We start from the raw sequence: 12,612 nt of genomic DNA, 5'->3' as shown, positions 1-12,612 counted from the left end.
GTGTCGTTTCAGAACAAGCATATGCAAGACGAGTTTTCAGAATTTCACTGGATGATGGACATGGTTCAGACCGTGGATGTTGGTATTGTCGTGCTCGATCGAGACTATCGTGTTCGTGTCTGGAATGCATTCATGGAAAGTCACAGCAGCATGTTACCCAGTCAGGTGCGTGAAAAGTGCCTGTTTGATCTGTTTCCTGACTTAAATCAGAAATGGTTCCGCAATAAGTGCCGTCCTGTCTTTGATTTTCGAGGCCGGGCTTTTATTACCTGGGAACAACGACCCTATGTTTTTAAGTTTCCCAACTATCGTCCTATTACGGGTACAGAAGATTTCATGTACCAAAACATCACATTATCACCCTTAACTAACACCATAGGCAAAGTTGATTACTTGTGCATGATGATTTATGACGTCACGGATATTGCTGCGCATAAAAAGCGCAGTGAAGCGTTGGAAGTGACACTAAACGAATTACAGGAAAAGCTGGCTTCCAAGGAAAAAGAATAAGCCGAGCAGCCATTATGCAAAGAACTCATGTTCATATTTAAAGATCAATTCTGATCGCCGTGATATTTAAGCCATTTATCTAAAAGATTGTTTCCTGACATCTATTTTAAGGCACAATATAGCCCAGTTAAGTGCTATTGATTTGGGATATTCACTTGTTAACCAACGTCTCCAAATACGCCCTAATGGCGTTTTCTGTTTTTATGACAAGCTATGCTCAAGCCGAGCTGCAATGCGATGTTGATTTACGTTACGGATTTATCGTAAACGACAAGCATATTCGTGTTGTTGACGAACAAATCACCCGGTATCAGATTAATGGTGATAACCAACTCATTGTTGGCGGTCACTGGATCCAGCTTGATGAAGAGCAACAAGCCGACATCAAAGCGCTATCTGACGAAGTGCATGACATTGTCCCCAATATGATATTACTGGCTGTGGAAGGCGTGGAATTGGCAGTGGATACTGTGCAGCACGTCTATGTAGGCTTGGTGGGCAGTGATCACCAAAGCTACGACAAAATTGAATCGTCGTTAGAAAGAGTTAAGAGGAAGGTTCACCAAAAGTTTATTCATGCTGGAGATAATTACTACATAGGCCCAGGCAGTCTGGAAGATGTTGACGAATTCGTTGACGAAGAACTGGAAGAAGAACTGGAAAGCGCCATTAGCACGTCTTTGGGCGGTATCTTGTCAGCCATAGGCGGCCTGACCTCCAACAACGACGCCAACATGGAAAAACGCATTGACGAGTTATCCCAACGTTTGGAACAAATGGGCGAAGAGATTGAACGCACCGTGGGGCCCAAAGCTGGCACATTGCGTAAAAAAGCCCAATGGTTTTGCAATCGTATCGAACAGTTAAACGACATCGAAGAACGCTTAAGAAGCAGTATTAAACAACTGGAACCTTATGATGTGATTGTGGTTGGAGAGAAGGAGCTGTCTGAGAGGTGATATTTTTCAAGGACTTTCTTTATCTGTCACGGAGCACTTGATGCGCCATCCCAAGAGCTCTGACATCTATGCTTTTCTGCAAAGACTACAAAAACAATTCCAGTAACTCATTTAAAAAGCGTTTGCCCAGGTCGGTGGTTTCCCAGTGAGTTGGTGTGTCGATAAGCCAGCCTTTTTGTTGTGCTTGTTCGATAATGTTCAGCAATTCAGGGGCTGAACTGGATAAGCCGGTGGTGTGTTCGTAGCGCTGTTTCGGGCAAGCTTCGAACAGGCGAAACTGGTTCATGAAAAACTCAAATGGGCGATCTTCCTTTTCCACCAGCCAGCTTTCATCAAGGTAGTTATTCGAACAATCCATATAACCTTTAGGATGTTTGATCTTGACAGTGCGTGTAATCGTGCCAGTTTCGGCATTGGTGATTTTGCCATGAGCACCGCAACCAATGCCTATGTAGTCGCCAAAACGCCAGTAATTCAGGTTATGACGGCATTGATGCCCGGGTTTGCTGTAGCCAGAAATTTCGTATTGCTCGTATCCGGCTTTTGCCAGTAGTGCTTGGCCTTGTTCCTGGATGTCCCACAAGGTGTCGTCGGGAGGCAATGTCGGTGGCTTGGAATGAAACAGGGTATTGGGCTCAATGGTTAATTGATACCAGGACAAGTGAGGGGCATTCAGTGCGATGGCTTGTTGCAGATCGTCAAGTGCCAAGTGGGCATCCTGCTTTGGAAGACCATGCATCAAGTCGATATTAAAGCTGTTTAAGCCAACGTTTCCTGCTTGCTGTATGGCTTGAATCGCTTGTTGGCTGTCGTGGATGCGCCCCAGTATTAGCAAATGGTTAGTCTGGAAGCTTTGCACTCCTACCGAAATACGGTTGACACCTGCCTGTTGGAACCCGGCAAAGCGTCCGCTTTCTATGGTTCCCGGGTTGGCTTCCATAGTGATTTCGGCGTCTTTTGCCAGAGGCAAATGTTGTTGAACGCCTTGCAAAATGGCATGAATGCCTTCGGGTGAGAACAAACTCGGCGTACCACCACCGAAGAAGATGGTTTCTATGGTTCGTCCTTCAACCCGCTTTGCGTCTATCGCTAAATCATTTAAAAGGTGTTGAATGTATTCTGCTTCGGGTATGTCGCTTTTAACACCGTGGGAATTGAAATCACAATAAGGACATTTCTGCACACACCAGGGAATGTGAATATAGAGAGAAAGTGGTGGTGCAGTGAGCATGGGATACTTTTACGGCGTGAATCTATGTTAATCGCGAAGCTGAGCTAACAGCTTTTGCAACGCCTGACCACGATGGCTAATGGCGTTCTTCTCTGCTTTTTCCAACTGGGCTGCTGAACGATTTAGCGATTCTACCCAGAATACCGGGTCGTAACCGAAACCGCCTTCGCCTTGGATCTCATGCAGAATTTCGCCTTGCCATTGTCCATGAGCAATAATGGGGGTAGGGTCGTTTTCATGTTGCATCAACACTAATACGCAATTAAATTTCGCGCCTCGTTGACCTGCTGGAGCATCCTTCATGGCATCCAATAGCTTGACGATATTGTCGCTGTCGTTAGCATCTGCGCCAGCGTAACGCGCTGAATAAACGCCGGGCTCGCCACCCAGAAAATCCACTGATAAACCTGAGTCGTCGGCAATCGCTGGCAAACCCGTATGCTTAGCCGCATTACGCGCTTTGATAATGGCATTTTCGACAAAGGTTGAGCCTGTTTCTTCGGCTTCAGGCACATCGAATTCAGATTGAGGTACAACTTCAATACCTAAATCGGCCAGTAAGGATTGTAGTTCTTTCACTTTACCCGGGTTGCCTGTGGCGAGAACGACTTTTTTCATGACTTGGTTTCTCTACTTGGGCTTTTTACTGGCGGATTTCTTCTTGGCTTTGGCTTTTTTGCTTTTCGCTTTGCCTTTTATCTTCACTTTCTTCTTGCCTGGAAGCGCGGCAATTTTGTGCTGTGGGCGCAAGCCGTCGATCACACGAGGCTTAAGCTTTTCATCAATGTAGCGCTCGATTTTTGCCAGTATTGCCATATCGTGGGCTTCGACGATGGAAATCGCGATGCCTTTTTGCCCGGAACGACCAGTACGACCAATACGGTGAACATAAACATCGGCAGTGCGTGGCAAATCGAAGTTAATAACATGGCTGACGTTGGGAATATCAATACCGCGAGCAGCGACGTCGGTCGCCAGCAATATTTTAACCTGACCTTGTTTGAACTTATCTAATGCCAGAATACGCTTGTCTTGCGCCATGTCACCTTGCAAATAAACACTGATGATCCCTTGAGACTGTAATTGAGCTTGTAGCTGCATTACGCGCTCACGGGTTTTGACAAACACAATGGCGGATTGCGCATCATTTTTCAGGATGTGAGAAAGTAAACTCAGCTTGTGATCGTAACTGTCGGCATAGTGTATCCATTGCAAGATCTTTGGACGTTCTTTGCGTGAAGGATCTGAGCTGACTTCGACGGGTTCATTCAATATATTGCGAGCAAAAGACGCAACGCCGTTACCTTCCAGTGTGGCAGAAAACAACATACTTTGACGACGCCAGCGCGCTTCGCCACTGATTTGATTAACGACGCCACCAAAGCCCATGTCTAACATGCGGTCGGCTTCGTCGAGGATCAGGCATTCAATCTCTCGGCAATCGAATCTTTCGCCCTCGATGTGCTCGAACAAACGTCCGGGGGTGGCGACCAAAATATCCAGATTTTTTTCCAGCAAATCATGGTCTGTACCGTAGTTGATACCGCCAGTGATCACGCCGCAAGATAATTTGGTATAACGGCAGATGCGTTCGCATTGTTCTGCTACCTGAATAGCTAACTCACGAGTAGGAGTAAGCACTAACACTCTGGCTGAACCGGGCTCTCTGCGAGGAACATCGAGTAACATTTGGCATACAGGTAACAGATAGGCGGCTGTTTTGCCTGTACCTGTTGGTGCAGTAGCCAGTAAATCCTTTCCATCCAGTGCTGCGGGAATAGCAACTTTTTGAATGCTGGTGGGCTCAGTAAACCCCATATCTGCAAGGGCTTTGCAAAGCTTGTCATCAAGTAAAAATTGCTCAAATTGACTCGACACTGGACTGATTCTCGTATGCGTTATAAAAGGTCGGCGATTATAAAAGAAATAAGGGGTAATACCAATTAAACTCTGAATAACAGTCCTGAATGCTCAATTACCTATAGAAATTTATCGCAGAGTCGCCGTGAATCCGTCCTTGGAGTCTCCACAGCCGCTTCCATGCGGCTGAGGCTCTGCTTATAACTTTCTATGGGTAATTCTTTGTCGTCAAAGTAAACGTGCTCTAAACATCAATATCCGTTACTATCCAGTTCTGGTCTGGGAACCGCTGCCACTCTACGTTGCCGTTCGCGTTCAATGGCATCACGAATTTGAGCACCTTGAACGCCTGACGCCATAATGGCTTTTACGTCTATATCTGACGCTTCTTTGTAACAAGTACGCAAATAATCTGCTTGAGGATAACGACGATCTTCAAACCCGGTTCGGCCTCTGGCATCGGCTTCACAGGCAAGCAATATATGCTCAAAACGTTCCGGCTTGCGCCAGGCATCCATCTGATTCAGCATTTTGACAATAGTCGATGGTTTCAGCTTAAAAGCGGTATGTACCTTTATGTGCAGCTCACACACCAGCTTGGCGATGTCTTTGGCTTTGGTTGGGCATTTCAGGCGATGACTCATCGATTCTACCAGCGGCACACCGTTCGTTTCGTGCCCAATATGACGAGGCCACATTTCTGCGGGCGTAATGCCCTTGCCCAAATCATGAGCGAGAGCGGCATAGCGAACGTCCAATTCTGGTGAGAGCTTCGCCGCTTGTTCCAATACCATCAAGGTATGAATTCCTGAATCAATTTCCGGGTGATGCATAGGAGGGTTCGGTACTCCCCAAAGCACAGCCAGTTCTTTAAACCAGTAATTTAAGGCATCGCAAGATTGCAGTACACGGAAATATTCCTGTGGGTTTTCACCCAATAAACTGCGTTCCGTTTCTTTCCATACTCGCTCGGCAGCCAAATATTCCAGCTCACCAGAATGGGCAAGGGTACGCATTAATTCCAACGTCTCGTCGGCAATGCGAAAGCCATATTCCAGATAACGAGCAGCGAATCGCGCTACTCTGAGTACGCGTAAAGGGTCTTCTACAAAGGCATCGGAAACATGGCGCAGAATACGATTGTCGAGGTCGCTCTTGCCATTAAAAGGATCGATCAGATTGCCTTGCTCATCTAATGCCATGGCATTAATGGTCAGGTCTCGGCGTTGTAAATCCTGTTCTAAGGTAATGTCTTGCGAGAAGTCACAAATGAAGCCGGTATAGCCTTTGCCAGACTTTCGTTCTGTGCGAGCCAGTGCGTATTCGTCTTTGGTTTGTGGATGCAAAAATACCGGAAAATCTTTTCCTACCTGCTGATAACCCTGATTCAACATGTCATCAGGCGATGCGCCGACCACGACCCAATCCTTGTCGTATACTTCTCGTCCTAATAATTTGTCTCTAACTGCGCCACCGACCAGATAGGTTTGCATTGTCATTGTGCCTTCTTAATTTTCCGCTAAATAAGTGTGTATAACTGCAAGCCACCGACAGAAATTGGTCGCAGACTCGCTGTAAATCAATCCCTTGAGGCTCCACAGCCGCATCCTTGCGGCTGAGGGTCTGCTCCCAACTTTCTGTCGGTGACTGATTATTTGGAACAGTTATGTAGTAAGGATATATTCAGCCTATTATGCCTGAACCAAGTTATAATTGCGCGAACAGCCGCAAGGCAGCATTACAAGCTTTGACTTGCCTGATGGAAGTCGTTAGCTTATGTGCCGCTTTTTAAAGAAAATGAATGAGTTATGTATCTCAACTATTTTGGTTTAAAGGATAATCCGTTTTCAATCGCTCCGAATCCAGATTATTTATATATGAGTCCGAGACATCGGGAGGCTTTGGCACATCTCACCTTTGGTTTAAAGGAAAGTGGCGGGTTCGTGATGTTGACCGGAGAGGTTGGTACCGGGAAAACCACGGTGTCGCGGAAATTATTGCAAGAATTGCCGGAGAATACCCAGGTTGCCATGATCCTGAACCCGACCCTGTCGGCAATGGAGTTGTTGGCGACCATTTGTGATGAGTTGAATATTGACTATCGTCAGCAAGATGCCAGTTTAAAGTATTTCACCGACAAAATCCTTGGCAAACTCACCAAGAACCATCAGGCGGGTATCAATACCGTTCTCATCGTTGATGAAGCTCAGCATTTAATGCCCGAAGTTCTTGAGCAATTGCGTTTATTGACCAATCTGGAAACCAATCGGGAAAAATTGCTTAAGGTGGTATTGATTGGGCAACCCGAATTGCAGCAGTTATTAAAACGCAATGAATTACGCCAATTAGCCCAGCGCATTACGGCGCGTTATCACTTGCTACCGCTAACCGCCCCGGAAGTGAAAGAGTACGTGGCGCACCGACTGCAAGTGGCGAATGGCAATCGTAATATCTTTAGTGAAGCGACCCTGAAAACTGTTCATCGCATTACTGGCGGCATTCCTCGCGTTATCAATCTATTATGTGACCGAGCATTAACCTTAACGGCCAGCAAGCAAATGCTGGTGGTAAAACCTCATGTTTTTCTTGCTGCGGCGGCTCAAATATTGGGTGAGGATGTGGTCGCTCAACGACGCTCAAAAGTCTGGCCGGTTATCTTGTCTGGATTATTTGTCGCTTCGGTATTGTTGGGTTTTATGACAGGGAGTTGGTATGTCTGAGCGTATTTCTATTGATGCATTGAAGCCGGGCATGGTGATCATTCAGATCACGGAACAAAATGGCCCAGTGCGAATTCGCAAGTCTGGCTTGGTGAGCAGTGACGCTATGGTACAGGGATTACGGGAAATGGGCGTGTTGCAGTTGGAAATCGATCCAGCTCAAACTGTGGAATTGGCTGGGGAAGAATCTGTTCAACGTCAGTCTCAGACGCAGTTTTTGTTACAGTCCAATACGTCAAGTAGAGCCGTACAGGATAAAGGCTCTAATACAGGAAGCATGCAAGATTCGCAGCTTGCTGAGCAGTTTAACCGAAGCCTGTTTTTGCCAACCGCTCAGGAAATTCCAGACTCATGGCAGTTATATCTGAAACAGGGCGCAATGGCTTTAGCGACGATTATTGTTGGCTTTGGCATCGGTTTTGGTGCTTCGCAGTGGATGAATGCTGGCGATACTCAAACGGTTGTGAAAAATGAATCAGTAGCTGAAAAATCAGAGGCTAAAGAGTTGGCAAGTACAGACTTATCTTCAGCCCCCGAAACATCAGATAAGTTAGGTGCACAAACTTCTACTGAGAATACTCCCAATCAAGTTACTGAAACCACTCCTCAAGAAATCACTCAGTCGGTGGACACAGTAGTAAGCAATACCGCAACAGGTGAACAGCAAACTCCTGTTAATAATGAAGCTGAAAAACCTCTGATATTGGGAACACCGCCGGAAGATAATGGCTTGGTTGTGAATGAGCAAGGTGAAGCTTTATCGGTAGATTCGACTTTGCAAAATGGTGATGTCTCGCCAGAGTTATTACAGAAGTTTCAAAAAGCGATGGCGGATTTGGAGCAACAAGAGCAAAGTGGTGAACCTGCGGAACAGCAAAAGCCTCTAAATCAGGTAGTATCGCCCGATGTGCCAAGAGTTGATCAAATGCCCGGCTGGATTTTGTCATCATTGCCGAGAATGTCATTCTCTGCTCATATGTATGCGTCGGAACCGGCCGACCGGTGGGTGAAGGTCAATGATATTGAGCTGGGGGAAGGTGACTGGGTTGATGGACAACTGCGTATTGAACGCATTGAACCCCAGCATGTTATTCTGAGTTTTCAGGGGCATGAATTCAGCATGCAAGCTTTATCTGAGTGGTAAAGTAACAGCGATTAGTTAAAAAAGTAGAGAGAAACAGAGTGCAGGAAAGTGAAGCTAAAGCGTATTTTCTTCGAGATCTGCGTAAGGCCAGAGCCGAAGTGAATGCGTTTTACAAATTGCCACATCAGTTTGATTCCAAAAAACAGGTACTCACCTTTTTGGAACAGTTTCGCGCCGCACATGAAGATGTCACTCTGTTTGAATATAAAAAGCCCAGCCGTCACCCCTGGCATTACTGCCACACTTTCTTTTATCTGGAACCTTCTGCTTTTGAAGAGGAAGGGGTTGGCAAATTAATGATGGTGCAAAAGAGCACGATCGATTCTAAAAAGCTGCTGAAACATGATCTGGAAGAATTGCTGAAAATTGATTTGGCAACCGACATCATGTTTCACAGTCATTTCTTTATTCGTTTAATTCAGCGCGCTAATTTACCAGGCTTGAAGCAAGCTCTGGCATTGGTAGCTCATTCTGTTGGTGTGGTGCTGTTATATAGCAAATACGAGCAGGCGAAACTGCAAACCGGGCAAACCGTTTACGTAGTATTTCCCGACAAAGTGTTTGTGATCACACCAGAGACTGAGCAAAAGGTAATGGTGTTCAAAACCGTATTGTTAGCGGAATTTATGACCGACAAGCAAAAAAGCCTATATGCCCCTGCGATTCAGGAAGCCATGAAAAACAAATACGGTTTTGCGACCTATGTTGAAGATGGCGATACTTTGGTGAAGATATAACGATATCTGCTCCAGGCTATCTGTTTTGACCTGATGGTTTAACTAGCCTGTTTACATTTATCCGCCAGCCACAACCGCTATTTCATATTCGCCAGGAATATCTCTCGGAAGAACTTGGTCAGGTTTATTCGGAATTCCTCAGGGCGCACACTGGTGACAATGTCGTCTTTCACCTTGGATAAATCCAATCGTTTCAATTCGGTATGGTTGCCGGACTTAATACTGTAGAAGGTCATGATAACCGGCTTCAATGGCTCGATATGATTGGCTTTGATGATAATGCCCAGCTTGTCACTTTTCAGTTTCACTAAAGAGCCAACGGGATGTACACCTACGCATTTAATGAACTGTTGCACCAGCGACTGATCCAGCTTGCCAGAATCGTCCGCAAGCAGCTTTTTCAGCGCAGTAGTCGGTGGCAGGGCTTTACGGTAAGGACGGTTGCTGGTGAGCGCATCGTAAGTATCGACAATGGCGGCCATACGTCCGTAGGTGGATATGTTCTCGCCTTTTTTGCCTACGGGGTAGCCTGAACCGTCGAGCCTTTCATGATGGTTGGCGATGGTGCTCAGGACTGTCTCTGAGATTTCACCGCCTTCGCCAACACTTTGTTCAATCATTTCAATGCCGATATCAACGTGGGTTTTAACAATGTTCCATTCGCTGTTTGAAAGCTTTTGAGACTTGTTATGAATGTCGTCTGGCATGGTCGCCATACCCGTATCCATGAGCAATCCAGCAAGACTGAGTTCTTCAATCAGTTCTTTGTCAAAGCCCAGATGTTTGGCAAACATCCCCATCAAAATGGCATTGTTGAGAGAATGTTGCAGCAGATATTCGTTATCTTCCTTGATTAAAGTAAGGCACATAATGGCGTTACTGTTTTCAAAGAGTGAGTCAACAAGCTCCTGACTGGTGTCTTTCAAGGCTTGTAAATTGCCAAGATCACCCGCTTGTACTTTCTTCAGGAAACGGCTGTGAGCCAGTTTGGCTTTGTCATACAGTTTTTGTGCGTCGTTGAGGGCTTCGCCTTCGGTTTTCTCGGGCGGAATATAGTGGTTTTCCTGGGGGACTTCTTGTTCGGTGGCCTTGTTGCTGTGCTTGTCTATTTCTTTCTGAATACTGCGTGACAAATCTACTTCAACTTCCTGTATACCTCGGCCTTTTAGTGAATCGATCACATCCCAGTTCTTCACTAATCCTTTGCTTTTAATACGCAGTTGTCCGGACTGTTTCAGCACTTGGTTAACGAACATACCTGGTACTAAATCGTCAATAAGAACGTGCTTAAAATTTCCTTCTGCCATGAGTCTGCGATGCCTACTTTTTAATGCTGTAGATGGTTAAGTATTGCCAATCAAAATGCGATTGGCAATGCTTAAATGCAGTGATCATTTTGAAAATGTCAGCTGGGTGCAGTCTTATGCTCGGTAGTGTGGAATTTTCGACTCGTACTCGGTAATTGCACTCTCTGCTTGCAAGGTTTGTCCAATGGCATCAAGTCCTTTAATCAGGTTGTGTTTATGATGCTCTTCGATATCGAATTCATAGGTTTTTCCCTGGCACACAACGGTTTGCTGTGGCAGGTTGATATGAATTTCCACTGCCGGGTCGTCTGCGACGGCGTTAAACAATTCGTCCATGCTGGCTGAGGGTAACTGGATGGGTAAGAACTGGTTGTTCATGCAGTTGCCGTAAAAAATGTCAGCGTAGCTGGTGGCGATGACCACCTTGAAACCGTAATCGGTTAATGCCCACGGGGCGTGTTCTCGGCTGGAACCACAACCAAAGTTCTCTCTTGCCAATAAGATGCTGGCGCCAGCGTATTCCGGCTTGTTTAGTACGAAGTCGGGATTCGGCTCTTGTTCGTGCAAATCCAGATAACGCCAGTCGTGAAACAAGTGTTTGCCAAAACCGACTTTACTCACGGCGGTTAGAAACTGCTTGGGAATAATCTGGTCGGTATCGACATTGGCATTATCCAGCGGAACGGCTGTGCCAGTGATTTCCTTAATTCCTGTTTGGGTTTGATTCGACATGCCTGATTTACTCCTGACTGAATGCTCTAACGTCGACGAAATGGCCTTTTAAGGCTGCTGCTGCTGCCATTGCCGGGCTGACCAAATGGGTGCGGGCTCCGCGCCCCTGACGACCTTCGAAGTTGCGGTTGCTGGTGGAGGCACAGCGGTCTCCCGGTTGTAGAATGTCGTCATTCATACCCAAACACATAGAGCAACCCGGCAAGCGCCATTCAAAACCGGCTTGTGTGAAGATGCTATCCAAGCCTTCGGCTTCAGCCTGCGCTTTCACCTGACCTGAGCCGGGAACCACAATGGCGGTGACACCATCTGCGACTTTTCCGCGCTTGGCAATGTCTGCCGCTGCACGCAAATCTTCAATACGGCTGTTGGTACAAGAACCAATGAAAACATGGCTGACAGGAATATCAGACAGCTTCTGACCTGAGCTTAAGCTCATATAACGCAAGGCTTTTTTGGTGGATTCCTGCTCTACGGAATCAGAGAAATCTTCTGGTGCAGGTACTGGCGTGTTAATGCCAATCACTTGCCCTGGGTTTGTTCCCCAGGTAACTTGCGGTTCGATGTCTTCCGCTTGTAATACCACTTCTTTGTCGAATGTGGCGTCGTTGTCGGTTTTCAGGTTTTGCCAATAAGCAACAGCAGCTTCCCAATCAGCACCTTGAGGCGATTTTTCACGGCCTTGCAAATAAGCAATGGTGGTGGCATCGGGGGCAATCAATCCCGCTTTAGCTCCAGCTTCAATACTCATGTTACAGATGGTCATGCGCTCTTCCATTGATAAGGCTTCAATGGCGGAACCCGCATATTCAATCACGTGTCCGGTAGCGCCTGCATGACCAATTTCACCAATAATGGCGAGAATGATGTCTTTGGCGGTAATGCCCATTGGCAACTTGCCGTTCACAGATACTCGCATGGTTTTGGCTTTGGATTGCTTCAAGGTTTGCGTTGCCAATACATGCTCAACCTGTGACGTTCCGATACCAAAGGCTAAAGCACCAAAAGCCCCGTGTGTTGCGGTGTGCGAATCACCACAAACAACCGTCATACCCGGTTGAATCACGCCTTGCTCCGGTGCAATAACGTGGATAATACCTTGTTTTTTATGGCCTACAGGATACAGCTCGATATTGTGTTTAGCGCAGTTTTCCGCCAGCGTTTGAAGTTGCAATGCGTTGTCGGCACCGCAAGCATCAATCGCCAATGAGCGCGTGGAAATACTGTGATCCATGGTGGCGAAGGTTTTATCAGGGCGACGCACTTGACGGCCTTTTTCGTCCAAACCAGAGAAAGCCTGGGGTGAAGTCACTTCATGGATTAAATGACGATCAATATAAATCAGGGTGTCATCACCGATTTGTTCGACGATGTGAGCATTCCAGATTTTTTCGTACAGGGTTTGTCCCATG

The 12,612-nt window shown here is 46.5% G+C and carries 12 protein-coding genes; 5 read left to right on the top strand and 7 right to left on the bottom strand.

The window, feature by feature from the left end; all coding sequences use genetic code 11:
• Positions 1-21: 21 nt before the first annotated feature.
• Both KIH87_RS14870 and KIH87_RS14865 read left to right on the top strand, forming a co-directional pair.
• Positions 22-510, top strand: a complete 489-nt coding sequence (locus tag KIH87_RS14870; protein WP_232361503.1) for a PAS domain-containing protein — start codon at positions 22-24, stop codon at positions 508-510.
• Between the two features lie 155 nt (positions 511-665).
• A complete protein-coding gene (locus KIH87_RS14865) occupies positions 666-1,469 on the top strand; it encodes a DUF2884 family protein (RefSeq protein ID WP_332460719.1) in 804 nt (267 codons plus the stop codon).
• An 85-nt stretch (positions 1,470-1,554) separates the two neighbouring features.
• Here the strand turns inward: KIH87_RS14865 and hemW are convergent, their stop codons facing one another.
• The 4 genes from hemW to KIH87_RS14845 all read right to left on the bottom strand — a co-directional run bounded on the left by hemW (position 1,555) and on the right by KIH87_RS14845 (position 6,053).
• Positions 1,555-2,700: a radical SAM family heme chaperone HemW gene (gene hemW / locus KIH87_RS14860; protein ID WP_232358636.1), complete on the bottom strand. Its 1,146-nt coding sequence runs from the start codon at positions 2,698-2,700 to the stop codon at positions 1,555-1,557.
• A 27-nt stretch (positions 2,701-2,727) separates the two neighbouring features.
• The gene (locus KIH87_RS14855) at positions 2,728-3,318 is read right to left on the bottom strand and encodes an XTP/dITP diphosphatase (protein WP_232358635.1); all 591 of its coding nucleotides are present in this window, start codon (positions 3,316-3,318) and stop codon (positions 2,728-2,730) included.
• Between the two features lie 12 nt (positions 3,319-3,330).
• Positions 3,331-4,518, bottom strand: a complete 1,188-nt coding sequence (srmB, locus tag KIH87_RS14850; RefSeq protein WP_232361501.1) for an ATP-dependent RNA helicase SrmB — start codon at positions 4,516-4,518, stop codon at positions 3,331-3,333.
• Between the two features lie 293 nt (positions 4,519-4,811).
• Positions 4,812-6,053 carry a multifunctional CCA addition/repair protein gene (locus KIH87_RS14845; RefSeq protein WP_232361500.1) on the bottom strand — a complete coding sequence of 414 codons (1,242 nt, stop codon included), beginning with the start codon at positions 6,051-6,053 and terminating at the stop codon, positions 4,812-4,814.
• A gap of 315 nt (positions 6,054-6,368) precedes the next feature.
• On the opposite strand from KIH87_RS14845, the gene KIH87_RS14840 reads away from it, so the two are divergent.
• The 3 genes from KIH87_RS14840 to KIH87_RS14830 are packed head-to-tail and all read left to right on the top strand — an operon-like array spanning position 6,369 to position 9,161.
• Complete coding sequence (locus KIH87_RS14840; protein WP_232358634.1) at positions 6,369-7,280, top strand: ExeA family protein; 912 nt, start codon at positions 6,369-6,371, stop codon at positions 7,278-7,280.
• Entirely contained in the window at positions 7,273-8,424 is a 1,152-nt protein-coding gene (locus tag KIH87_RS14835) for a general secretion pathway protein GspB (RefSeq protein ID WP_232358633.1), read from the top strand. Before KIH87_RS14840 ends, KIH87_RS14835 begins: the two co-directional genes overlap by 8 nt.
• Positions 8,425-8,462: 38 nt before the next feature.
• Positions 8,463-9,161, top strand: a complete 699-nt coding sequence (locus tag KIH87_RS14830; RefSeq protein WP_232358632.1) for a hypothetical protein — start codon at positions 8,463-8,465, stop codon at positions 9,159-9,161.
• 77 nt (positions 9,162-9,238) lie between these two features.
• On the opposite strand, the gene KIH87_RS14825 is transcribed toward KIH87_RS14830, so the two are convergent.
• From KIH87_RS14825 to leuC, 3 genes are all read right to left on the bottom strand, one after another.
• Entirely contained in the window at positions 9,239-10,468 is a 1,230-nt protein-coding gene (locus KIH87_RS14825) for an HD-GYP domain-containing protein (protein WP_232358631.1), read from the bottom strand.
• A 114-nt stretch (positions 10,469-10,582) separates the two neighbouring features.
• Entirely contained in the window at positions 10,583-11,200 is a 618-nt protein-coding gene (leuD, locus tag KIH87_RS14820; protein WP_232358630.1) for a 3-isopropylmalate dehydratase small subunit, read from the bottom strand.
• A 7-nt stretch (positions 11,201-11,207) separates the two neighbouring features.
• The gene (gene leuC, locus KIH87_RS14815; protein WP_232358629.1) at positions 11,208-12,611 is read right to left on the bottom strand and encodes a 3-isopropylmalate dehydratase large subunit; all 1,404 of its coding nucleotides are present in this window, start codon (positions 12,609-12,611) and stop codon (positions 11,208-11,210) included.
• Between the last annotated feature and the right edge of the window lies 1 nt (position 12,612).

Origin of the sequence: Paraneptunicella aestuarii (assembly GCF_019900845.1) — a bacterium.
Lineage (GTDB): Bacteria > Pseudomonadota > Gammaproteobacteria > Enterobacterales > Alteromonadaceae > Paraneptunicella > Paraneptunicella aestuarii.
The sequence above is the reverse complement of the archived record's forward strand: the minus strand, read 5'-3'. Positions and strand labels throughout refer to the sequence as shown.

Coding starts and splice junctions, on each gene's coding strand:
- KIH87_RS14870 (WP_232361503.1), top strand. CDS start 22: ATGCAAGACGAGTTTTCAGAATTTCACTGGATGATGGACATGGTTCAG.
- hemW (WP_232358636.1), bottom strand. CDS start 2,700: ATGCTCACTGCACCACCACTTTCTCTCTATATTCACATTCCCTGGTGT.
- KIH87_RS14855 (WP_232358635.1), bottom strand. CDS start 3,318: ATGAAAAAAGTCGTTCTCGCCACAGGCAACCCGGGTAAAGTGAAAGAA.
- srmB (WP_232361501.1), bottom strand. CDS start 4,518: ATGGGGTTTACTGAGCCCACCAGCATTCAAAAAGTTGCTATTCCCGCA.
- KIH87_RS14845 (WP_232361500.1), bottom strand. CDS start 6,053: ATGCAAACCTATCTGGTCGGTGGCGCAGTTAGAGACAAATTATTAGGA.
- KIH87_RS14840 (WP_232358634.1), top strand. CDS start 6,369: ATGTATCTCAACTATTTTGGTTTAAAGGATAATCCGTTTTCAATCGCT.
- KIH87_RS14835 (WP_232358633.1), top strand. CDS start 7,273: ATGTCTGAGCGTATTTCTATTGATGCATTGAAGCCGGGCATGGTGATC.
- KIH87_RS14825 (WP_232358631.1), bottom strand. CDS start 10,468: ATGGCAGAAGGAAATTTTAAGCACGTTCTTATTGACGATTTAGTACCA.
- leuD (WP_232358630.1), bottom strand. CDS start 11,200: ATGTCGAATCAAACCCAAACAGGAATTAAGGAAATCACTGGCACAGCC.
- leuC (WP_232358629.1), bottom strand. CDS start 12,611: ATGGGACAAACCCTGTACGAAAAAATCTGGAATGCTCACATCGTCGAA.